Raw genomic sequence first — 23,285 nt, 5'->3', positions numbered from 1 at the left:
AAATCAAACAGTATATAAATTATTTTGACAACTCTTTAAGTAAATCAAAATAACCAGGGAAAGATATATTTATGCATAATTCGTTATCTAATTTAACATTTCCATCACTTATTAAGTTTGCTATAGAGAAAGCCATAGCTATTCTATGATCTTTAAATGTTTCAATATGAGCGCCTTTTAACTTTGATTTTCCCTTGATTATCATTCCATCTTCTAATTCTTCTATATCTGCACCCATATTTTTTAAATTATCTACCATTGCTTTTATTCTGTTACTTTCTTTTACTTTTAATTCATGAGCATCTTTTATTATTGTTGTTCCTTCACATTGAGTTGCAAGAACTGCAATTACTGGTATCTCATCTATAAGCCTTGGTATAATTTCTCTATCAATAGTTGTTGCTTGAAGTTCTTTAGTGTATTTTACAAGTAAATCTCCAACAACTTCTCCACCAACAAATCTTTTATTTAGAATTTCTATATTACCATTCATTTTTTTTACTACATCTAGTATTCCAGTTCTAGTCTCATTTAATCCAACATTTTTTATAAGAACTTCTGAACCTTCACTAATTAAAGCTCCAACTATTATAAATGCCGCTGAAGAAATATCTCCAGGAACATATATATCTTGGTTAAATAATTCATCTACTGGATTTATTTTTATTTTCAAATCATCAACACTTATATTTGCTCCAAAAGATTTAAGCATTATTTCTGTGTGGTTTCTAGATTTCACTTTTTCATGTATTATACTCTCTCCATCAGCATAAAGACTAGCAAGTATTAAAGCAGATTTTACTTGAGCTGATGCTACTGGCATATGATAATCTATTGCTTTTAAATTTCCTCCATGTATAGTTATTGGAGTATAATTTGCATCATCTTTTCCTTGAATTGTACATCCCATCTGTTTAAGAGGGTCTGTAACTCTTTTCATAGGTCTTTTGCCTATTGATTCATCACCAATTAAAGTTGATTCAAAATTATTTCCTGCTAAAATTCCCATCATAAGCCTTATAGTTGTTCCAGAGTTTCCAACATCTAAAATATCATTAGGCTTTTTTAAATCTTTTAAACCATTACCTTTTACAAAAACGTCTTTTCCTTGTATATCAATATCTACACCCATTTTTCTAAAACATGAAATGGTACTTAAACAATCTTGCCCCATTAAGAAGTTACTAATTTTATTATTCCCTTTTGATATAGATGAAAACATTATTGCTCTATGTGATATTGACTTATCCCCTATAAGTTCAAAACTTCCTCTAAGCATTCTTTGACTCCTTTATTATATCTAGTATTTTTTCTTCTGATATAGTGTTTATTACTTCTACCTCACCTAAACCTACTGGTAAAACTAAATTTATTTTTGAAAAACTATTTTTCTTATCACTCTTCATTATATTAAGTACTTCTTCTTCATCTGCGTTTTCAAAATTCATTGGTAAAGAGTATTTTTCGCATACTTCTAAGAATTTATTACAGTATTCTTCTTTTATGAAACCTTCTCTTAAAGCCATTTTAAATGCCATATTCATACCTATACTTACAGCTTCTCCATGACTTATATGACATAACTTTTCAACTCCATGACCAAAGGTATGACCAAAGTTTAATATTTTTCTAAATCCGCCTTCTTTTTCATCTGCCTCAACAACCTTTGCTTTTATAGAAGCACATTTTTTTACTATGTAATATAATTTATCACTTTCTCTATTTATTATAGATTCACTATTTTCTATTAAATAATCTATAAATTCATAGTCATATATAATGCTATATTTTATAACTTCGCTCATTCCACTTAAGAACTCATCTTCAGATAAGGTTTTTAATGAATCAACATTTATATATGTAAATTTGGGTTGATAAAAAGTACCAACTATATTTTTAAAATTCCCTATATTTATCCCAGTTTTTCCACCTATAGATGAATCTACTTGAGCTAGTAAGCTTGTTGGTACTTGGATAACATCAATACCCCTCATATAAGTTGATGCTACATAACCTGCTAAATCGCCTACAACACCTCCACCTAAAGCAATAATTACTGACTTTCTAGATAAATTTATTCTTACACAATACTCTATTATTTTTTCATATGTATCAAGAGATTTAGAATCTTCTCCTGGTGATACTATATATTCATATACAATTCTTGCATTAATATGTTTTATAAATTCATGGCCTTGAGAATTATATACATTACTATCACTTATTATTAAAACTAAGTCATAATTACCTTGTTTTTTTAAATTTTCTTCAAAATTTTTATAACTGTTATCGATTATTATATTACAAACTTTATTATCTATCTTTTCCATCCTCTATCACCTAACCTTTTTATATATGAATCATAATTTGCTCTTAAATCTTGTAAGTTGTCTCCTCCAATTTTATCTAAGAAGTATTTACAAATTACAAAAGCTACTACATTTTCACAAACAACACTACATGCTGGAACTGCACAATTATCAGATCTTTCTATACTAGCTTTATAACTTTCTAGTGTATTCATATTTATAGAGTTAAGTGGTTTATATAAAGTTGGTATGGGCTTCATTGCACATCTTATAACGACCTCTTCTCCTGTTGTCATTCCACCTTCTATTCCACCTAATCTATTAGTACTTCTCTTTATACCATCTTCTTTATTGTATTTTATTTCATCCATAACTTGTGATCCATAGCTATTTGCCACGTCAAATCCAATACCAATTTCGACACCCTTAATTGCCTGTGTTCCCATTAGGTGCATAGCTAATTCACCATCTATTTTTTTATCAAAATGAGTATAAGAACCAAGACCTGGTATTAAGTTTTTAACTCTTACTTCTACTACACCACCAATAGTGTCACCATTTAACTTTACTTTTTCTATTTCATCTATCATCTTCTTTTCAATTTCACTATTTACACATCTAACTTGGCTTTTATCTACATTTTCTTTTATATAATCAAACTCATATATATTGTTATCTCTTACGCTTCCTATTTGAACTACATGAGATATAAAATCTATATCAAAGTTTTTTAGTATTTGCTTACATATTGCTCCTACTGCAACTCTACTTGCCGTTTCTCTAGCACTAGATCTTTCAAGTACGTTCCTAGCATCATCAAAGTCATACTTTAATGCTCCAGCTAAATCAGCATGTCCAGGTCTTACGTTATTAACCTTTTTACTTTCTAAATCTACATCATCCATAGGATTCATATACTTAACCCAGTTTTCATAATCCTTATTTTTAACTTCAATAGATATAGGACCTCCAAGAGTTTTTTTACCTCTTACTCCCCCCAATATATTTATTTTATCTTGTTCAATTAACATTCTACCACCACGACCATATCCTGATTGTCGCTTCTTTAATTCCTTATTAATTTCATCTATATTTAATTCTATATTTGATGGAACTCCATCTAGTATAGATATTAAACTTTGACCATGTGACTCTCCACTAGTTAGGTATCTTAACATAATATCATTCCTTTCTATATATGTAGCAAAAGGGCTTATCTCAAAATAAATATTTATTTTGGGATAACCCCTTCTATCATTTTATTTTAATACTATAAATTATAGTCCTTTATCTTATTTCTTTCACGTATTTTTCTAAATTTATATCTAAGTTTTTTGTAAATTCTAAATTTTCTTCAATTTTACATTCATCAGTTTCATTTACATATATATTTTGAGTAAGTTTTGTGTTTATACATTTAAAGAAAAAGTCCATAATTATCTGTCCACCCTTAAACTGTGTATCATACCCAGAGGCTCCTCCTACTGCAATATACATACCCACACGTTTTTTATATCTATCTATAGATGGCTTTTTTAGTATGTATTTACTTGCATAAAGCGCTTGTGTTCTATCTACTAATGTTTTTAATTTAGCACTTACACTATCAAAGTAAACTGGGCTTATAACAATAGTTCCTTTACTTTTATTAAACATTTCATACATCGGAGTCATTTCATCTTTTATTCTGCAATAACCTGTTTTTTCACAGAACCCACATGCATTACAATATTCTATTTCCATATCGTATATGTTAAATGTTTTATAACTTATATTGTTTTCTATTAATTTACTTTCTATTTTTTTTGAAATAAAATAACAATTCTTATTTTTTCTTGGACTTGCATTTATTATTAAAATCTCTACATTCTCCAATATCCTATCCCCTATCTATTTTTAAGCATTACAATCATTATATCATCGTCAAAGCTATCTGTAGATGCAAATTCTCTTAGATCATGTTTAAGGTTTTCAATCATCTTTTGCTGATCTAGATTATAATTTTCTTGTAAAAACTTTTCTAATCTTCCTATCCCGTACTCTTCTTTTTCTTTATTTTTTATTTCTAAAACACCATCAGTATACATGCAAATCATCGGAGAATTATTTGCATCAAAAATATTAGTTTCATATTCTGAATCTTCTAGTATTCCAAGCGGTATCCCTTTTATGCAATTTAAGTTGCTTTTAATACTTCCATCATTATTTACCATTATAGGACTATAATGACCTGCATTTGATATAGCTATTTTATTATTTTTAGTATTAAATACACTTATTAAGCAAGTTGTAAATACACCCATTTTGTCAAACTCATCATATAACATTTTATTTAAATTAGTCATTATTTCTCCAGGTGTTTTATACTGATTACAAAGGACTTTAAATGCACCTTTTATCATAGCAACTACATAGTTAGATACTATACCATGACCCATAACATCTGCTACTATATAAACTATATTCTCATCATCAACCTTAGTTGCGTAGTAAAAGTCTCCTCCTACAACTCTTGCTGGTCTATGATAGTAATATAATTCTTTTTCATCATTACACTCCATCATACTTTTATCCATTATAAGTTTTTGCTGTTTATTTAAAATATTAAGCTCGTTAGCTAATAATTTATGCTTAACATCAACAAGGTTGTACTCATATAGTTTCATTCCAACCGCCACTTGATTTGCTAATATACTAAGTATATTTAAATCATCATCCGTATATCCATCTCCATTTGCACAAACTATACAACCTATTTGCTTATTCTTATCAAATAATTTATAGTAAATATAATTATCTATATTTACATTATTTACAATACAACAACTTGCATTATTGCAGTATCCTCCACGATTTTCCTTAGCTAGAATTTCTCCTATAGAAGAATACACCTCTATTGTAGTCTTTCTTCTTTTTTCCATATTATATGAACTAAAAATCTTATTATTATAACTATCTTCATCTATAATAATTAGCGCTTCCTTACTATTAGTAATATCACAAGCTTGCTCGCTTAAGTGATCTAAGAACTTATTTATATCTTTGTTATGATAAAAATTTTTAGTTGCTTCATTTATAGAACTTATTGCACTTCTTAACTTATTAACCAATCTTTGAATATTGTTATTCTTAGTTGTTATTTCAATAGATAAAGCCATAAGAGATGCTACAGAAGATATAAAATCTATATCATAGTCAGATATAGTGTCTTCTTCATTTAAGAAACATGTCATGAATCCTACTACTATATCATTTACTATAAGTGGAAATATGATTCTACCAACATATCCTTCAACCCTTGCCATCTCTCTTTCATCTTCAGCTCTTTCATCTTCAAATACATTTTCTATATATATTACTTTTTTCTCTTTTACCGATTCATGTATATACTTAGGATATGTTGAGAATTCAATCTTAACTCCTATAGGTTCACCAATAGGAAAGAACCCCGGTATCTTTTCTAAGGTTTGTGAACATACTAAATAAGCATGCTTATAATTATTTTTATAAAATAAATTAACACATGCTTTAGCTGGATGAACTACTTCTAACATTTTTTCTATTATTTTATCTTTTATACTAAAGAAATCTGATGATTCAGCTACCATAGATGAAATCTGAACCAAGTTTCTCATTTTATTGATGTCTTTACTCATCCTCGTCCTCCCCATACAAGTATTTATTCTATTTAATATTACTACATATGTGTTTTATAGTAAATAGAAAAACCGCCAAAAAGCTAAGGACAAGTATATAGTTAAAACCACTTAAAACTCCCACTATTAGTAAACTTATAAGCACATTTATACCTGATTTTCCTCTCTCATCAAGTAAATTTACAGATGTTACTTCTATACTATTTTTTATATTTTCAATTTGTTCTTTCACTTGTATTTCTAAGTTTCTCTTATAAACTATATAAGCAAGTTCTAATAATAAAACTTCTATTCCTAAAATAATTTTTATATTAAAAGCAAATATTAAAATAAATAATCCAAATATAAATTTTAATCCTTTAAAAAATATGCTATCTATTTTTAATGTTATATTTTGAATATCCTTACATTCATCTCTTAATTGATACTCTGATGATGGTAGATTTTTTATCTTTGTTTTTACGACTTCTGAATAAAATAACTTTATAATTCCATTTATCATAAATTTTACCTTCTTTCTCTACTATTACCTATATATTTTTACAATTATAATATTTTTTATACTTGTCAATAATAAAAAAGAAGGATTTTATTTATATTTCTAAAAAAGGAGTGTTTCCATCATGGAAATTGTAAACTTAGACCTAGAAACTAGAAGCAAAATTTATAGCTATACTAAAAAAGTATTAAGAAAATATCAAAAAGGTATTATAACAGGTAAGTTAACTGCAGATAAATTTGCAGAAAATATTTTATCAGATGGATCAATAAATGACATATTAGATGAGAAGTATACTCACGAGCCAGAATTTAAGGACTCATACATAGACTATATAAATACACTTATAACAATACAAAATGATAACATCTCTAAAGGTAAGAAGAAAAAATATAAAAATGAACCTAAGACAAAACCTAATATACCACAAAAGATAAAACTTAAAAATTTATTAGAATCTACTGGATTTACTTTAACCATACCAATGGAATATTTAAATTCTAATGACTTAGACAATATAATAAAATACATACAAACTGGTTCTATTGACTTAGGTAACGAAAAAATTTATAACTATGTTAATACAAGTAATACTCATTAACATAAAAAAGAATTGTATAAATTATAAAAATTAATTTACACAATTCTTTTTTTATGTTTATAAATTGTATTTCTTATCCTAAAGCTTTTTCTAATTTTGAAAGATGTTGTATTGGGTAGTACTTTAATAACTCTCTAAATTGTTCTACTGATAACCCTTCTGTTGTAGTATAGATTTTTATTTTCCCATCTACATCAGCATTAATAAAATTAGTTTTTATTTCTTCAAAGTTTACTGTACTCATAATAACACTACTCCTTATGTAAATTTATATCTTTTTTTATTTTGTCCATTGATATTATTTTTATTACATACCTTTATTAATAAATAAAATAAGCCCTATGAAATTATAGGGCTTCTATTATATTTATTTTTTATTTTATTATTGTTGTTGTCCTGACATTTGTTTTTCTGCCATTTCAACTAATTTTTTAGTCATGTATCCACCTACATAACCATTTTCTCTAGCTGTAAGGTTTCCTTTGTCAACTTGTTGGTAGTTAGCCATTCCAAGTTCGTTAGCTATTTCTAATTTCATTTGATTTAAAGCTGCTTTAGCTCCTGGTACTACTGTTTTGTTATTATTATTGTTGCTTGCCATTGTTGATTACCTCTTTCCTTAATAATTTTGTTGCTTGGTAGTATTATATGGAGCTTACATTTTTTAATGCAGGTAAATTATGACATATTCTAACAATTAATACCAGCTAAATATCCTGTCGAGAAAGCTATTTGAAGATTAAATCCACCTGTATAAGCATCTACATCTATAACTTCTCCAGCAAAGAATAAACCTTGAACTAATTTAGATTCCATTGTGCTTGAATTTATTTCGCTTACCTTTATTCCTCCAGAAGTAACAATAGCTTCTTCAATAGGTCTATATCTTTTTACTGTTAATGTAAAATTCTTCAATAAATTAACTAATTTTTTTCTTTGTTCTCTTGAAACTTGATGTACTATTGTATCTTTTGGTATTCCACTTTGTTCAATTATTATTGGTATTAACTTCTTTGGAAGTAAATCATTTAAAGAATTTTCAAATCTTTTATTTGTGTACTTTTGAAAATCCTTTTGAACTCTTTTATCAAGTTTATCTTCATCTAATGCAGGTTTTAAATCAACTACAATCTTATAGTTATCCTTTGTTGTATCTTTCATCCTACAACTTGCAGATTTTATTATAGGTCCATCTATTCCATATTTAGTGAATTCCATTTCTCCAAAATCATCATATATCTTCTTATTCTTGCTATTTAAAACAGTTATAGAAACATTTCTAAGTGATAGTTTATCTAAATCTTGAACGAACTTTTCTTGAACCTCCATACCTATTAGGGATGGTTTTGTATCTATTATTGTATGACCTACAGATTTTGCAAATTTATATCCATCTCCCGTAGATCCTGTTAATGGATAACTAAGTCCACCAGTTGCTATTATTATAGAATCACACTTTATTTCTTTTTTATTGCTTAAAACAACACCTTCTACTTTATTATCTTTAACTAAAATCTTACTAACCTGAGCATTTAGCTCTAATTTTACTTTTTTATTATTTAATTGCTTTTCTAAAGCATCTACAACATCTCGAGCTTTATCACTTTCTGGAAAAACCCTTTTTCCTCTTTCTACTCTAGTACTAACACCTAGCCTATTAAACATATCTATTACATCATCATTAGTATATGTATAAAACGCACTATATAAAAACTTACCATTTGTAGGCACATTTTCTATTAACTCTTCAATATCAGCTGCATTTGTTATATTACATCTTCCTTTTCCTGTTATTAATAATTTTCTTCCAACTCTATGTTGCTTTTCAAGCAAAATAACATCCATTCCTCTATCCGCTGCTGTAGCAGCTGCCATCATACCAGCTGCTCCTGCTCCTATAACTACTACTTTTTTCAAAAAATCACCTTCTATATCTTTCTGTCTTAATTTTCTTTTAGTTATCTAAATTTAAAACCTTAAACAAAGCAGGAACTCCTGCTACTGCATAAAATACAACTATTGAGTATCTAATATAATTTGTTACCATATCAAAACTATCTATATTTGAAACATCAAAATAATTAGGTATAATACCTACTGTATACTTTAATATTATATAAACTATACCTAAAGAAATTATACCAACTAAAAATTTCTTTATATTTATAATTAATGAACTTTCATTTTTTCTATTTTTACTAAAGTTTATATATCCTTTACTTTTTCTGTCTGTACTAAAGTTTATAAATATATCTTCTACTATGTAACCAAGTACAAAGCCTGTTAAAATTCCAAAATACTCTATGTACGACTCACTGTTTAAAAAATATCCTACTACTGAAAGCATAACTAAAAGTAATAGTAGTATCCAGTATTTTTTATTTTCATCTACGTAATCAAATATCTTTATTAAAACTATACTAAAAAATATTCCAAATATCCATCCAAAAGCTACATCTATAGGCCAATGAACAGCTAAATACAATCTAGATATCCCTACAGCTAAAATCATAATGATTCCAAGTATATACATCCAATTATTTTTTGCCAAAATCATAAAACTAGTCCAAAAACTAGTAGCTGTTTGTGTATGACCACTTGGGAAAGAATATCCTGTAGCAGTTGATACTCTCAAAGATTCTAGTCCGTCTGTCCCTATTGGTCTAGGAGCTCTTACATATTCTTTTATTCCAGTATTTACAACAAAGTTTCCAATTAAAGAAAATAATATCCTTTGTCCAAACTTCTTATTTATACACCAATACATTAGTGCCGAAAATAATACTATAATAGGTACCTCTGTACTAATTGTAAGAATTAAAAATAAAGCATTTAAAAGTGGTGACCTTATACTTTGTAAGTACATTAATATTTCTAACTGAATGCCCATATTTGCTTTCCTCCTAATAATTTCTACTTATTGCAATTATACATAATTTCATCAAATAAATACATCTTTATTTAATTGCATAATCTTATTTTAAGCTTTTATTATTAAATTATATAAAAAAGATAAAAATATAATTCCTTATAATAAAAAAAGCTATATATATTGATATACTCATATCAACTATATAGCTTTTAATTTATATCTCTAAAATTTTCTCTTTTTTAATTCTTTTTACAATCATAAGTCCTAATATTCCAACTAATATAACGTATATTAGATGTAAACTATACTTGTAATAATAAGTAGAAGTTAAATATTTCATCCCCATATTATTTAACCATGTTCCAAGTACAAATAAAAGTGGTATTTGAATACCTATGGCACTTATATATGTATTTACTTTCGATGATACCAAAATAGCTATCATACATGTTATAAATGCAATAATATAATTTAAAATTACTGATAAAATTATATATTGTCCAAAAGTCATATCATACCAAGATGCCATATCACTTATAGCTGAGTTTATACTACAATCCCAGAACATATATGTATTATTTGATTTATAAACTATAAATAATATACCTAGCTGTACTGTTGCTATTATAAATGATGATATTATACTTGCTATTATTTTCTTTTTAAAAAGTTTTCGTCCTATATTTGAACTATATTGAAGATAATTAACTTTATTTTTATTATCATTTATGAAAATTGAAATTATCATAATAGGCACACAAATTAATATAAGTAATGTTATACCAAATATTAAACTATGATAATTACCAAGTATTCTAAAGTTTAAAGGAGAATAAGATGTATCACTATTAATAAGCTCTTCATGTCTTTGTTTTTGTGATGAACTTTCATCCATACCTCCTAGACCTACCCAAAAATCTTTATCATCATATCTTTCAATTACATAATCTAATTCTTGTAACTCCCAAAATAAATAATTATTTTCTTCAAAAAATAAATCTTCTTGTAATTTATCCAAATTTTTTCTAGCATTAGAATCAAGAGTCTTATTTTCTTCTCTATTTAAATATTCATCATAAGTAGAAAGTCCTGAATTTATAAATTCATCTTTAGTTAATAAGTATTGTGTTGCTTTCTCTACTCTTTTTTCTCTATAATTTTTTAAATCTTTAAATTCTTCTTCATCCATTGATATTCCATATTTATTTAACATATATACACTAATATCATAAATATATTTATCTGATCCATTTGGAAAATACTCTATATTAAAACTTATAAATAATATCCATATTATAGCTGTGATTAAGGATATAATAACTATATTTATAGGTCTAAAAATTTTTTTTATTTCATTGTTAATTAAATTCATAATCTCTCCCTTTAGCTTATGTCTTCTTTTTTAAATCTTTTAATAGTAAATATTGACCCTATAACTATTAATAAAATATTAGTTATTAATGTAATCACTTCATAATTTTTCATTGTAAGTGGTCCCATATACATAAACCACATATGAGGATTTAATATTAATTGAAATATATTATATTGAGAATATATAAAAATTATAGAACTCTTGCTTAATATTTGAGGTATTATTAAGCTTATTCCAAATAATATAAAAAATATAAAAATCACTAAATAACTATTTTTTATTAGGGTACAAATTATAAAAGCAATTGTACAGAATATAAGTGCACAAATAAGTATTATTAAACAACTTAAAACTAATCGTTCTATGAAAGTATGATTTAATAAACTTATATATGGTAGTTTATATTCCCAATTAAATGCTGTACTTATAGGTATATTCCAAATTTGACTATAATCAAATGTAGTAAAATAAGATAGTAAAGTTCCTCCTAAGATAATGCAACTTACTAATAATGAGAAAATCATACAAACAACTAACTTGTCTTTAATATTTTTTCTACCTCTTTTGGTTGAATAAGCTAATAAATTGGTTTTACTATCAAATTCAAAATTTACTAAATAAGCTGTTATAAGTACTACCAAAATCATTATTTCATATATACATTTCGATAAAGTTTCTCTAAATAATAAACTATGCATTTTATATGTACTTCCTAAGAAAAATAGATGTTTATGTTCATTAGTTGACTTTATTTCTTCAAATCTATCTGATAGATTCTGATAGTTTTTTCTTGCCATAGTAGCTGCTTGTCCACTAAGTCCATACCCTTGTATTTCTGATTCACCTATTTCTTTTATATTTAACTCTTCATAAGACTTAATTAAATCAATACTAGCATTTGAGTATATTTCTAATAAGCTAACTTCATTAAAAAATTCCAACTCTTCACTAGTAAATACTCCACCATCATAATTATTTGTATAGTATTCTTCACTTATAATAAATTCGCTTATGCTGTTATAATTCTTATTTACTTTTTCTTTTGTTATTTTGTTAACTTCTTTTAAGCTCTCTTTATATTTATTTTTCATATTACTTATCATTTCATCATTTATCTCAGGTCCAAGTTCTAAAATAATTTTATTAATTATTTTTATATCTTCTTTGAAATATGATGAACTCAATATATTAACTATATTAAACAAAAGAAAAACTATAGTTAAACCAATAATCACGGGTGAGGATATTATCTTTTTAAATTCATGTATCTTTATATCCATAAGCTATACTCCCACAACATCATCTTTATATTCATATAAAAATACATCTTCTAAATTTGGATAAACTAAATCCCAATTTTTATTACAAGACTCTTCACATATAAATCTTACTTTAACTTTTTTATGTTCTTGTTTTTCTGATAGTAATAAATATTTTCTTCTAAAATCATTTATATCTTTATTTTCTATTTCTGTTTCAAATACTTTTCCATTTAGTTTTTCACAAATATTATCTATAGTATCTTTATAAAGTAATTCTTTATCTTTAATCATTACTATTTCATTTGATATAAATTCAATATCTGAAACTATATGAGTAGATACTATTATTATTCTATTTCTTGATAATTCACTAAGTAAATTTCTAAATCTTGCTCGTTCTTTTGGGTCTAGTCCTGCTGTTGGTTCATCTAAAATTAATATTTTAGGATCATTTAAAAGAGCTTGAGCTATACCTACTCTTTGTATCATACCACCTGAAAATTTCTTCATTTTTTTATCTGCCACATCTTCAAGAGCTACTAACTTTAATAATTGTTTTATTTTTTCCTTAGCAACTGATTTTTCTATTCCTTTTAATGCTGCTAAATACATCAAGAATTTATTTGGTGAGTAATTTTTGTAATAACCAAAATCTTGAGGTAAATATCCTAATATATCTCTATATCTTTCATCCATAGCTACTATATTCTCTCCTTTATAAAGAATTTCACCTTCACTTGGGAAAATTAAAGTTGCTATCATTTTTATTAAAGTAGTCTTTCCTGCTCCATTTGGTGCAAGAAGTCCATATACTCCATTTTCAAATTCCATATTTATATTATCTAGAGCTGTAAAATCTTTATATCTCTTCGTTACATTTTTTATTGTTAACATGAGTTTCCTCCATAGTTTATTAAGTATATATTTAATTGCAATTAAATTTGTATCATATATTTATTCGTATTAAGTTTTAAAATAGTTTTATTTTTATAAATTTATTTTTATTTTTCTATATCGTATTACTGTCATATGTCTTGTTGTATCTTGATAAAATTTTTATATTTTTTATATAAACCCACATTGATACTATAGTTACCAGTAAATAAACTACACTTGGTATAGTTTCTAAAAACACAAAATATATATCTTCACTTAATATAAGTAAAGTAGCATTAGATATTATCCAGCTTATTACAACTATATATTTAACTAGTACATTTTTCACTTTCACTATTGAATATAAAAGAATAGCTGAGAATAAAAATATTGATGTTATACCAATCATCATTCCTTTTAATAAATTTATTTGATTATACAAACCTAAAATAAATACACTACTTAAAAGCATTGATATTACACTAAAAACTATCATTCTAAGTGCTGATACTTGGTGTATATTATATTTACAAATCATCTCAATATCAAAAGTGTTATTTTCTATTACATTAACAAATGAAAATATATTTGTTAATAAATAATAAAGTGGCGAAATTATAAATATAAAAGTATAAATACGCTCTTGTGATATAAAGTAATTGTGTCTAATAGACACTACTCCATAAGCTAAAATTGAAACTAATAATATTCCTATAAAAGTTAACTCTGTAAAATCATGAAATAAATTTTTAAATCCTATTTTTTGATACATATTTTTTACATATGAATAAAAAGATTCTTTTTTCTCTAATCCCTCATCTAAAATAAAGCTAATTTCTTTTCTTATTTCTAAGTTATTTGGCATATCTATATCAAACTTATCCATACTAACCTCCTAAACTTCATTAAATTCGTTCTTAATCTTTTTTATAATTGAATAGTATTTAGTCTTAACAGTTGATTCACTCACATCTAATATTTTTGATATTTCTAAAAAAGTAAATTCCATAAAAATCTTCAATCTAAAAATTTCTTGATGCTCACCACTTAACTTATTTACTATATTTTGTATCTTTTTTAAATCTTCTTTATGCTCTAAATTAATTGTAAAATTACTCTTATCTTCTACTTCTTTTTCATCTATATCGTCCAACATAGTTGAATACTTATAATTTTTTGACCTAAAATAATCAACTACCTTATTAGTAGCAATCCTATAAATCCATGTCCTAAAAGATGCTTTATTTTCATCAAAACTATGCAAACTCTTAAGCATACTTATAAAAATTTCTTGTGTTAAATCCATAGATAATTCTTTATCACTTGTCTGTTTGTAGACATAAATATAAATTTCTTTATAATAATTAGAAATTAGTTCATCTGCAGCCTTCCTGCTATTTCGTTTTCTTATCTTCTTAATAAGTCTTAAATCCTTATCCATTTTCCACCCTCATCTATTTTCTTCTAGTTATATATTCGTAAATAAAGTACTAAAAGTTTTAATTACATAAAAAAATGATCTATAAATAGATCACTTTAACTGACATCTGACTATATCAGCTTTTTATATTCAAATTTATTTTCTCGGTTTTAACTTAATATAAACTTATTATAATAAAAAAAGCCACTTAAGATAAATATCTTAAATGACTTTTCCTAGATAAAATTTATATAATAACCTTATTCTTCAACATCTTCTACTATACCTATATATGGTAAGTTTCTATATTTTTCAGCATAATCTATACCATATCCAACTATGAATTTATCTTCTATAACAAATCCAACATAGTCAACATGTATATTAGCTTTTCTTCTTTGTGGTTTATCTAATAAAGTACATAACTTTAAAGATTTTGGATTTCTTGTTTTTAAAGCTGCAACTAAGTTGCTTAAAGTTAATCCTGAATCTATTATATCTTCAACAATTAGTACATTTCTTCCTTCTATATCAACATCTAAGTCTTTTAATATCTTAACTGTTCCAGAAGATTCAGTTGAGTTACCATAACTTGATACACTCATAAAATCCATATTTACATCTAAATCTATATTTCTAATTAGGTCCGCTACAAAAACGCTAGCACCCTTAAGTATTCCTACTACTAATAGATCTTCACCTTGAAAATCTTTTTCTATTTTCTTTGCTATTTCATATACTTTCGCTTTTATTTCTTCTTCAGATAACATTACTCCAGTAACTTTGAACATATTGCCCTCCTGATTATTTCCGTATGTTTTACTTTATCAGTATATCATAAAACTGTATTTTTTTGAATATTTTTATTCATTTTTATTTTATAATTCGTATTTTTATTTTATTTATTAAAGATTGCCTTAAAATCTTGGCTTAAATTTTTTATTTGTATTATACTCTATGTATACACATAATAATTATATATATTATGTCCACTTATGACTATTTAGGAGGAAATTTAATGAGTGTAAATCATGGAGCAAACTTATATGATTTATCTAGCAAATACGGTTTTTCAAAAGAAGAATTTATGGACTTTAGCTCTAATATAAATCCTTTTGGTACATCAACTCTTGCTAAAGAATTTATTATAAATAATATTGATATAATATCAATGTACCCAGATCCAAATTATAAAAATTTAAAAAAATCTATTTCTAGTTATTGTAATTGTCTACAAAACAATATAGTTTTAGGAAGTGGTGCTACAGAGCTTATATCTTCATTTATAAAAACTATAAATCCTAAAAGTGCATTATTATTATCACCAGCTTATTCAGAATATGAAAATGAACTATCTAAAATAAACTGTGATATTACGAAGTACTTTGCTAGATATGAAAAAGACTTTAAAATAAATGTTTTTGAGTTAATTGATAATATAAAAGAAAATAACTACGATTTAGTGATAGTATGTAATCCTAACAATCCTACTGGATTTACTTTCTCTTGTGATGAGATTAAGCAAATTTTAAGTTCTACATCATCTTTTGTAATGATTGATGAAACTTATGTAGAGTTTACAGATACTAGTGTATTTTCTTGTACTAAGTTAGTAGATACATATAAAAACTTATTTGTAATAAGAGGTACATCTAAATTCTTTTCTACTCCAGGTTTAAGACTTGGTTATGGACTTATTGGTAATGAAGATGTTAAAAACAGTATAAATTCACACTTAGATTTATGGAATGTAAATATAGTGGCTTCTTCTATGGGTGAAATTATGTTTAAAGATAAAAACTTTATAGACCATTGTAGTGATATTATTCTTAGAGAAAGAGATTTTTTAATTAATGAATTAAGTAAGATAATTGATTTGCATGTATATGAAAGTAATGGTAACTTTATTTTATGTAAAATAAAATCAAAATCTATTACTGCTAAAATTTTAAGAGAAAAACTTATCTCTAAGAAAATTATAATTAGAGATTGTGCTTCTTTTGATGGGTTAGATGAGTATTTCTTTAGGGTGTGTATTTTAAAACCTGATGAAAATAAACTTTTACTTAAATCTATTAAAGAAGTTTTTAATGCATAATAAAAATGTATCAACTATAAAAGTAGTTGATACATTTTTTAATTTTATCTTAATTTATCTTTTACTCATCATCTTTTATTTCAAAATCAACATTTTCTATTATATTTGGATCTTTAGTTCCTTTTATCATAGATTTATATTTTTCTATTTCTTCACTAATAATTCCAAGACTCCAAAGTAAAACAAGTGCGTCATCAGCAAGTCCAAATGCCCCTAAAAATACCTCTGGAATAAAGTCAATCGCTGATACAAAGTATAAAACCGTCACAGCAATAGAAAAAACAACCTTAAGTTTGCTAATTATACTAACTCTATTATCAGTCATAAAATCTGGTATTTTAAAAATATTAACTATAAAAAGTAATCCAAATTTAGAATTTTTAAATCTTACTAAAATCTTTTTTAATTTATCTAGCAATAAATTTAATATATATGCTAATTTTTCCATTTTCTACTCCTATAATATATAATTTAACTTTTATTATACATTATAAAGTATCTTATATAAATACTATCCAATATCATTTAATAAACTTGATGATTTCTTATCTTTTACTAAAGAGCCAACTATTGCTCCTCCTATTGCTGGAAGTATCCAGTTAAATCCTAGTGAAGCTAGTGGTAGTTTTGTCATAAATGGAGCTATGCCCCATAATCCATTTGCTACACTTAATAAACTAACTACTAATGTAGTATACGCTGCAAATTTAAATATATTATCATTTCTAACTCTTGAAAATGATAATGATAATAATACTAATGCCATAAGCACTGGATAAACTATTTCAAGTATTGGTGCTGAGAATTTTATTATTGTTCCAACTCCAAAGTTTGATACAATTGCACTAAATACACAGACTGCAATAACTATAGTTTCATATTTTAATTTTCCTTTTGTAACATTTGAGAAATACTCTCCAGTAGCTGAAGTTAAACCTATAGATGTTGTTAAACAAGCTAAAGATACTATTACACATAATAATATTTTTCCTGGGTTACCAAGTAAAGCTGAAGTTATTTCAACCATTAATAGTGCTTGTGGTGTTTCTACATCAAGCTTAGTCGATAGTGTTGCACCTAAATAAGTAAGTCCACCATATATAACTGCTAGTGCTACTGCCGCAACTAATCCTGACTTTATAGTTAATTTTACTTTTTCATCTGCTCTATTATATCCTTTGCTTGTTATTGCATTTATTATTACTCCTGCAAAAACTCCTGCTGCTAATGCATCCATTGTTAAATAACCTTGAGAAACTCCCTCTGCAAATAAGTTATTACTTATCATAACATCTGGGCTTATTTCTCCAATAGGATTTATTATTCCAAGTACTATTAAAGTTATAAGAGATAATATTAATAATGGCGTTAAAACTTTTCCTACTATATCAACAACCTTAGATGGTCTTATTGTAAGTAATAATGTTAAACCAAAGAATGCTATAGAAGCTATTATTGGTGCTATATTTCCTGATGAATTTAACATTGGTTGTATACCCATTTCATATGTAGTTGCTGCTGTTCTTGGTATAGCTAAAAGTGGACCTATACATAAAACTGCTGATGCACCTATTATAGCAGCTAGTCCCTTGCCACCTCTGTTTAATACACTTTCTAATTTTCCAGTTCCTTTTACTACAGCTAGCAATACTAGTAAAGCTAATCCTACATCAGCTAGCACAAATCCACCAAGTGAAGTTAGCCAACTTTCACCTGATACAAGCCCTAAATATGGAGGGAATAATAAATTTCCTGCTCCGAAAAACATAGAGAATAGGGCAAATCCTACTACTAGCGTGTCTACGCTTTTTTTCATATACTTAACCTCCCCTTTTTAATTTTCAAAATATTTAATAAATTTAAAGTATATATAATTATACATTCATAAGTAATTTAAGTCAACTTTTTACAAATTATAGAAATCATTTTTTTCTTGTGATAATATTACATACCCATTTATATATATATTAAATTGTAATTTTTTAATTTATTAGTATATAATTTATATAATAGAAATAAAATTTATAATATTTTTATTGTAGGAGGTTTTATGATAATCTTTGCTCATCGAGGTTATAGAGGTCGCTATCCTGAAAATACAATTTTATCCTTTCAAGAAGCTTTAAAACTATCTATTTATGGAATTGAATTAGATGTTCATAAATCTAAAGATGGTAAATTAGTAGTTATTCACGATGAAGACGTTAAGCGTACTTTTAAAGGTAAAGGCTTAATTAAAGATTATAATTTAGAAGATTTAAAAAGCTTCAAATGTAAACAGCTTAAATATAGAAATAATGAACTTTGCAAAGTCCCTACCTTAGAAGAAGTTTTCGAACTTATAAAAAACACTAATTGTATTTTAAATATAGAAGCAAAAACTAATGTGTTTAACTATCATTTAGAAGAAGATGTACTTAAATTAATTCAAGAATATAATCTAGAAAATAGAGTTTTAATCTCAAGTTTTAATCATAAATGTATAAAAGATTTTCAAAATCTTAACTCTAAAATAAAATATGGAGCTCTTTATTTAAACAAGAAAGACTATTATCCAGAAAATAACGTAGCTGATCATGCAAAAAAGTTAAATGTTTATAGCATTCACATAAGTAGAAAACTAGCTTCAAAAGAAATAGTTGAATTAGCACATAAAAATAATTTAAAAGTCTTTGTGTATACAATAAATTTTCCTTGTTTAATGAAGAAAATGATTAAACTCAATGTAGATGGTATATTTACAAATTATCCTATTTTAATGAAAAAAGTATTAGATAAAAATAAAGTTGACAATATCAATAATTAGGAGTACATTATTTAATAAATAATTTAGCTATCAGTATATTGGATACTTATTTTGTTTAAATTATTTATAAATATAATAAGTTTTAAAGATTATCGGAGGATATATAACTATGAACGTATTAGAAGTTTTTGTAGAAAATTTATGTGGTAACTTTAATAATGATGAACAAATAAGAAATCAAGAAGAAAACGGAAATATAACACATCCAAAAGCAAAACATATCAATGGGGTTTGTAATAGCAAAATAAAAAACTTACCAAAAGATTTTAATGGCTACTTCGTAATAGAAGAAAGTTATTATGATCAAGGTGGTAGACAAAACATACTTCCTCATTTATTCTTATTCACATTAAATGAAGATAATAAAGTTGTACTAGAATCCTATGAATTGCCTAACAATGTATCAAAAGAAGATTTTAGAAATGACAATGAAAATCTAATAATGGACTATAATGAGCTTGTAAAATCAGAAAAGTTTAATCCAATGATATATAACGAAGATAATGGAGTATTTACTGGAGAAAGTACTAGTATGTTTTCACCAGTAACAAAATTTATATTAAAAGAAAAAATAGAAAACAACACTTTATACGTAAGCGAGATTTTCTATAAAAACAACAAAAAGACCTTCGGCTTCGAAGATCCTATCATATATAAAAAGGTTAATTAATATTCGGATTGTTCAGGATGAATTAGTGCAGGAGGATATATGAATTTTAAGTCATTTGCAGTATCTTTTCAACTGCATGACTTAAAATCATATACCTCCAAGCTAATTCATCCGTCTATCCGAATATTATTAGCATGTTGCTCCTCCTACTAAATGAAGGTCTGCGTTTAATATTTCTTCTTTTCTTTCTAGTATGTTTCCGTTTAGTATTTCATCTTCTATTTTTTCAAATCCTATTCTGTCTATCATATCTCCAAATCTTTCACCTGTTTTACCTTGTTCTCTGTATAGTAATATGGTTTTTTCTAGGATTTCTTTTACTTCTTCTATTGAATATATTCCTTTTATTGGAGTTCCTGGTCTTGAAAGTTTCCCCCATTTTCCTCCCAGTATTACTTTTAAACCTTCTTTTCCACCTTCTATTGCATCAAAATGACATTTATCTATGCATAAACCGCAGTTGTTACATTTATCTTTGTCTATAATTAGTTTTCCATCGACTACTTTCGCAGCTCCTATTTTACAAGAAGCTTCTACTGCACATTTTTTGCATCCTGAGCACATGTCTTCATCGTACTTAGGTACATGTTGACCTATCAGTCCAAAATCATTTAAACTTGGTTTTATACAGTTATTTGGACATCCACCTATTCCTATTTTAAATTTATGTGGTAGTTTTACATCATAATACCTATTATAAAATTGTTCATGTAATTCTGTTCCTAACTTTTGTGTATCATAAAGTCCAAATGTACAGACAGTACCTTTGCATGGTACTACTGGTCTTACTCTTGATCCTGTTCCCCCTGATTTAAGACCATCTTTTGCCAAATGCTCTTTTACATTTTCTATATTTTCAAATTCTATGCCAGGTACTTCTAATGTTAATCTAGTCGTAAGTGATACATTTCCATTTCCATATTTTCTTGCTACATCACATACATTTTGTAATTGGTCTACATTTAAAGCTCCATTTTCAGTTACTACTCTACAAGAAAAATGTACTCCATCATTGTTTGATAAAAATCCCTGGCTCTTTACTGCTTTTCTTTGTTCTGCACTTATTTTTGGTTTAATTGCCATTTTATAAATCCCCCATTTCTTTGTTTAGTGATAATCCACCTTCTAATATACTTAAGTTTTTATATCCGTAATATTCCATTCTGTTGTAAGTTAAATATGCTCTTTTCCCTCTTTGGCATACTAATAATATTTTGTCATCATATTCAAGTCCATCTACCTTACCATCTATATCAGTTAAATTTACATACATAGCATCTTCTATACTTGGAGCTTTGTTTACATCAACAACTTTATAACTATCTTGATTTTCTATAAAATCTTCAAATTTTATTATATTTACACTTTCATAAATCTTGTTTAATAAAACATTAGCAACATGACCTACTGGAGATATTGCTGTTGAGAATGGTGGTGCGTATGCTAAGTCTAAATCTTGTAAATCACTTACCTTAGCTTTAAAGTGAATAGCTGTTGCAATTGTATCTATTTGCTTATCTACACTACCTTTTCCAAATACTTGAGCTCCAAGTACCTGTTCAGTATTTTTATCAGCTATTAATTTTATAAATAATAATCCTGCACCTGGATAATAGTGAGCTTTATCATCTAGTGGAACTATTACACTTTCAACATTATGACCTAAAGCTATTGCATCTTTTTCAGTAAGGCCAGTTCTTGCTGCACTTATATCTAATATTTTAACAATTGAAGTTCCAAGTACTCCTTTAAATCTACTTTCTTTTCCTGCTATAGTCCTTGCTACGCATCTACCTTCTTTATTAGCTGATGATCCCATTGGTGACCAAGTACTTTCATTAGTTATTATATTTTTTACACATGCACAATCACCTACTGCAAATATATCCTCATCATCTGTTTGCATGTTATAGTTTACACTTATAGTTTTATTTTTTTCTAAGCTTAATCCACAATCTTTAGCTATTTTTGAATTAGGTCTTATCCCTACACTCATTACTACTAAATCAGCTTTCATAACTCTTTTATCTGTTTTAATTTTACTTACTCTTTTTTCTCCTATTATAGAAGTTACTTTTTCATCTGTAAGTACCATAATTCCTTCATCTATTAATCTTTCTTGTATGTATGATGATACCTCTTTATCAAAACCTGGAGGTATGTTTTCATTGGCATCTATTATAGTAGTTTTAATATTATTTTCAAAAAGGTTTTCTGCTATTTCAAGACCTATAAATCCACCACCAACGACTACTGCTCTTTTTATATCTTCTTTTTCTATAATACTTCTTAAGTTAATTGCATCTTCTGGAGTTCTTACATAATAAATTCCTTCTAAATCTATCCCCTCCAAATTAGGCTTTATTGGACTTGCTCCAGTTGCTATAACTAATTTGTCATATGAAAATTCCTTTTCTTCATTTGTTATAATATTTTTTGTATTAACAGTTTTTTTATCTCTATTTATTTTTAGAGCTTGTGTATTTGTAATAACCTTTACTTGGGTAAGTTTTTCGAAAGTTTGCGGAGTATTAACTATAAGACTTTCTTTATTTTCTATTACTCCACCTACATAATATGGAAGGCCACATCCTGCATATGATATATCTTTTCCGTTTGTAATAATAGTTACATTAAAATCTCTATTTTCTCTTTTTAATTTTGCAGCAGTTTTAGTACCAGCTGCAACACCACCTATAACTAAAATATCCATTTTTATCACCCTTTTAGATTTTTTTAATCATTATTTACTTTAATTGTAGTTAGGTTTTTATATAATGTAAAATTATAAATATTTATTGATTTATAAATTCTTCTTATATACAATTTTCTTATAGGGGG

24 protein-coding genes are annotated in these 23,285 nt (G+C 26.3%); 4 read left to right on the top strand and 20 right to left on the bottom strand.

Going from position 1 to position 23,285, the window contains the following annotated elements; all coding sequences use genetic code 11:
- Nucleotides 1–19: 19 nt before the first annotated feature.
- The 6 genes from aroA to I2A66_RS00420 form a co-directional block, all read right to left on the bottom strand.
- Entirely contained in the window at nt 20–1,279 is a 1,260-nt protein-coding gene (aroA, locus tag I2A66_RS00445; protein WP_122638431.1) for a 3-phosphoshikimate 1-carboxyvinyltransferase, read from the bottom strand.
- Nucleotides 1,272–2,330 carry a 3-dehydroquinate synthase gene (gene aroB, locus I2A66_RS00440; protein ID WP_195250776.1) on the bottom strand — a complete coding sequence of 353 codons (1,059 nt, stop codon included), beginning with the start codon at nt 2,328–2,330 and terminating at the stop codon, nt 1,272–1,274. The genes aroA and aroB overlap by 8 nt, the downstream gene beginning before the upstream one ends.
- Entirely contained in the window at nt 2,318–3,487 is a 1,170-nt protein-coding gene (aroC, locus tag I2A66_RS00435) for a chorismate synthase (protein WP_122638433.1), read from the bottom strand. Before aroC ends, aroB begins: the two co-directional genes overlap by 13 nt.
- Before the next feature lie 109 nt (nt 3,488–3,596).
- Nucleotides 3,597–4,184 carry a flavodoxin family protein gene (locus tag I2A66_RS00430; protein WP_207734704.1) on the bottom strand — a complete coding sequence of 196 codons (588 nt, stop codon included), beginning with the start codon at nt 4,182–4,184 and terminating at the stop codon, nt 3,597–3,599.
- Between the two features lie 11 nt (nt 4,185–4,195).
- Nucleotides 4,196–5,965, bottom strand: a complete 1,770-nt coding sequence (locus I2A66_RS00425; protein ID WP_195250774.1) for a GAF domain-containing SpoIIE family protein phosphatase — start codon at nt 5,963–5,965, stop codon at nt 4,196–4,198.
- Between the two features lie 28 nt (nt 5,966–5,993).
- A complete protein-coding gene (locus tag I2A66_RS00420; protein ID WP_195250773.1) occupies nt 5,994–6,467 on the bottom strand; it encodes a hypothetical protein in 474 nt (157 codons plus the stop codon).
- A gap of 121 nt (nt 6,468–6,588) precedes the next feature.
- Here I2A66_RS00420 and I2A66_RS00415 point away from each other — a divergent pair, with 121 nt between their 5' ends.
- Nucleotides 6,589–7,065 (top strand): hypothetical protein, encoded by a 477-nt coding sequence (locus I2A66_RS00415; RefSeq protein ID WP_122638437.1) that lies wholly within the window; start codon nt 6,589–6,591, stop codon nt 7,063–7,065.
- A gap of 73 nt (nt 7,066–7,138) precedes the next feature.
- Here the strand turns inward: I2A66_RS00415 and I2A66_RS00410 are convergent, their stop codons facing one another.
- From I2A66_RS00410 to hpt, 10 genes are all read right to left on the bottom strand, one after another.
- Nucleotides 7,139–7,309, bottom strand: coding sequence for a hypothetical protein (locus tag I2A66_RS00410; RefSeq protein ID WP_122638438.1), 171 nt, complete (start codon nt 7,307–7,309; stop codon nt 7,139–7,141).
- 138 nt (nt 7,310–7,447) lie between these two features.
- The gene (locus I2A66_RS00405; RefSeq protein ID WP_147515617.1) at nt 7,448–7,666 is read right to left on the bottom strand and encodes an alpha/beta-type small acid-soluble spore protein; all 219 of its coding nucleotides are present in this window, start codon (nt 7,664–7,666) and stop codon (nt 7,448–7,450) included.
- Between the two features lie 89 nt (nt 7,667–7,755).
- Nucleotides 7,756–8,982: an NAD(P)/FAD-dependent oxidoreductase gene (locus I2A66_RS00400; RefSeq protein ID WP_122638440.1), complete on the bottom strand. Its 1,227-nt coding sequence runs from the start codon at nt 8,980–8,982 to the stop codon at nt 7,756–7,758.
- A 37-nt stretch (nt 8,983–9,019) separates the two neighbouring features.
- A complete protein-coding gene (locus I2A66_RS00395; RefSeq protein WP_195250771.1) occupies nt 9,020–9,955 on the bottom strand; it encodes a phosphatase PAP2 family protein in 936 nt (311 codons plus the stop codon).
- A gap of 196 nt (nt 9,956–10,151) precedes the next feature.
- Entirely contained in the window at nt 10,152–11,309 is a 1,158-nt protein-coding gene (locus I2A66_RS00390; protein WP_122638442.1) for a hypothetical protein, read from the bottom strand.
- Nucleotides 11,310–11,320: 11 nt separating this feature from the next.
- A complete protein-coding gene (locus tag I2A66_RS00385; protein ID WP_195250769.1) occupies nt 11,321–12,592 on the bottom strand; it encodes an ABC transporter permease subunit in 1,272 nt (423 codons plus the stop codon).
- Nucleotides 12,593–12,595: 3 nt separating this feature from the next.
- Nucleotides 12,596–13,468: an ABC transporter ATP-binding protein gene (locus I2A66_RS00380; protein ID WP_195250767.1), complete on the bottom strand. Its 873-nt coding sequence runs from the start codon at nt 13,466–13,468 to the stop codon at nt 12,596–12,598.
- Nucleotides 13,469–13,583: 115 nt separating this feature from the next.
- Nucleotides 13,584–14,336 (bottom strand): hypothetical protein, encoded by a 753-nt coding sequence (locus I2A66_RS00375; RefSeq protein ID WP_147515623.1) that lies wholly within the window; start codon nt 14,334–14,336, stop codon nt 13,584–13,586.
- Nucleotides 14,337–14,345: 9 nt separating this feature from the next.
- Nucleotides 14,346–14,891 carry an RNA polymerase sigma factor gene (locus tag I2A66_RS00370; protein WP_122638447.1) on the bottom strand — a complete coding sequence of 182 codons (546 nt, stop codon included), beginning with the start codon at nt 14,889–14,891 and terminating at the stop codon, nt 14,346–14,348.
- A 239-nt stretch (nt 14,892–15,130) separates the two neighbouring features.
- Entirely contained in the window at nt 15,131–15,661 is a 531-nt protein-coding gene (gene hpt, locus I2A66_RS00365; protein ID WP_122638448.1) for a hypoxanthine phosphoribosyltransferase, read from the bottom strand.
- A gap of 227 nt (nt 15,662–15,888) precedes the next feature.
- Here hpt and I2A66_RS00360 point away from each other — a divergent pair, with 227 nt between their 5' ends.
- Nucleotides 15,889–16,968, top strand: a complete 1,080-nt coding sequence (locus I2A66_RS00360) for a pyridoxal phosphate-dependent aminotransferase (protein ID WP_195250764.1) — start codon at nt 15,889–15,891, stop codon at nt 16,966–16,968.
- 61 nt (nt 16,969–17,029) lie between these two features.
- Here the strand turns inward: I2A66_RS00360 and I2A66_RS00355 are convergent, their stop codons facing one another.
- Nucleotides 17,030–17,416, bottom strand: coding sequence for a YkvA family protein (locus I2A66_RS00355; RefSeq protein ID WP_147515624.1), 387 nt, complete (start codon nt 17,414–17,416; stop codon nt 17,030–17,032).
- Between the two features lie 63 nt (nt 17,417–17,479).
- Complete coding sequence (gene brnQ, locus I2A66_RS00350; protein ID WP_195250762.1) at nt 17,480–18,784, bottom strand: branched-chain amino acid transport system II carrier protein; 1,305 nt, start codon at nt 18,782–18,784, stop codon at nt 17,480–17,482.
- A gap of 234 nt (nt 18,785–19,018) precedes the next feature.
- On the opposite strand from brnQ, the gene I2A66_RS00345 reads away from it, so the two are divergent.
- Both I2A66_RS00345 and I2A66_RS00340 read left to right on the top strand, forming a co-directional pair.
- The gene (locus tag I2A66_RS00345) at nt 19,019–19,774 is read left to right on the top strand and encodes a glycerophosphodiester phosphodiesterase (RefSeq protein ID WP_195250760.1); all 756 of its coding nucleotides are present in this window, start codon (nt 19,019–19,021) and stop codon (nt 19,772–19,774) included.
- Nucleotides 19,775–19,883: 109 nt separating this feature from the next.
- On the top strand, nt 19,884–20,444 hold the full coding sequence (locus I2A66_RS00340) for a hypothetical protein (RefSeq protein WP_147515627.1): 561 nt from the start codon (nt 19,884–19,886) through the stop codon (nt 20,442–20,444).
- Between the two features lie 129 nt (nt 20,445–20,573).
- Here the strand turns inward: I2A66_RS00340 and I2A66_RS00335 are convergent, their stop codons facing one another.
- Together I2A66_RS00335 and I2A66_RS00330 are read right to left on the bottom strand one after the other, a co-directional pair.
- Nucleotides 20,574–21,527, bottom strand: coding sequence for a 4Fe-4S binding protein (locus I2A66_RS00335; RefSeq protein WP_195250759.1), 954 nt, complete (start codon nt 21,525–21,527; stop codon nt 20,574–20,576).
- Between the two features lies 1 nt (nt 21,528).
- Nucleotides 21,529–23,157, bottom strand: coding sequence for an FAD-dependent oxidoreductase (locus tag I2A66_RS00330; RefSeq protein WP_147515629.1), 1,629 nt, complete (start codon nt 23,155–23,157; stop codon nt 21,529–21,531).
- Between the last annotated feature and the right edge of the window lie 128 nt (nt 23,158–23,285).

Source organism: Romboutsia sp. 1001713B170207_170306_H8 (assembly GCF_015550495.1).
Taxonomy (GTDB): Bacteria; Bacillota; Clostridia; order Peptostreptococcales; family Peptostreptococcaceae; genus Romboutsia_E.
This window is presented reverse-complemented; position numbering and strand designations above follow the sequence as displayed.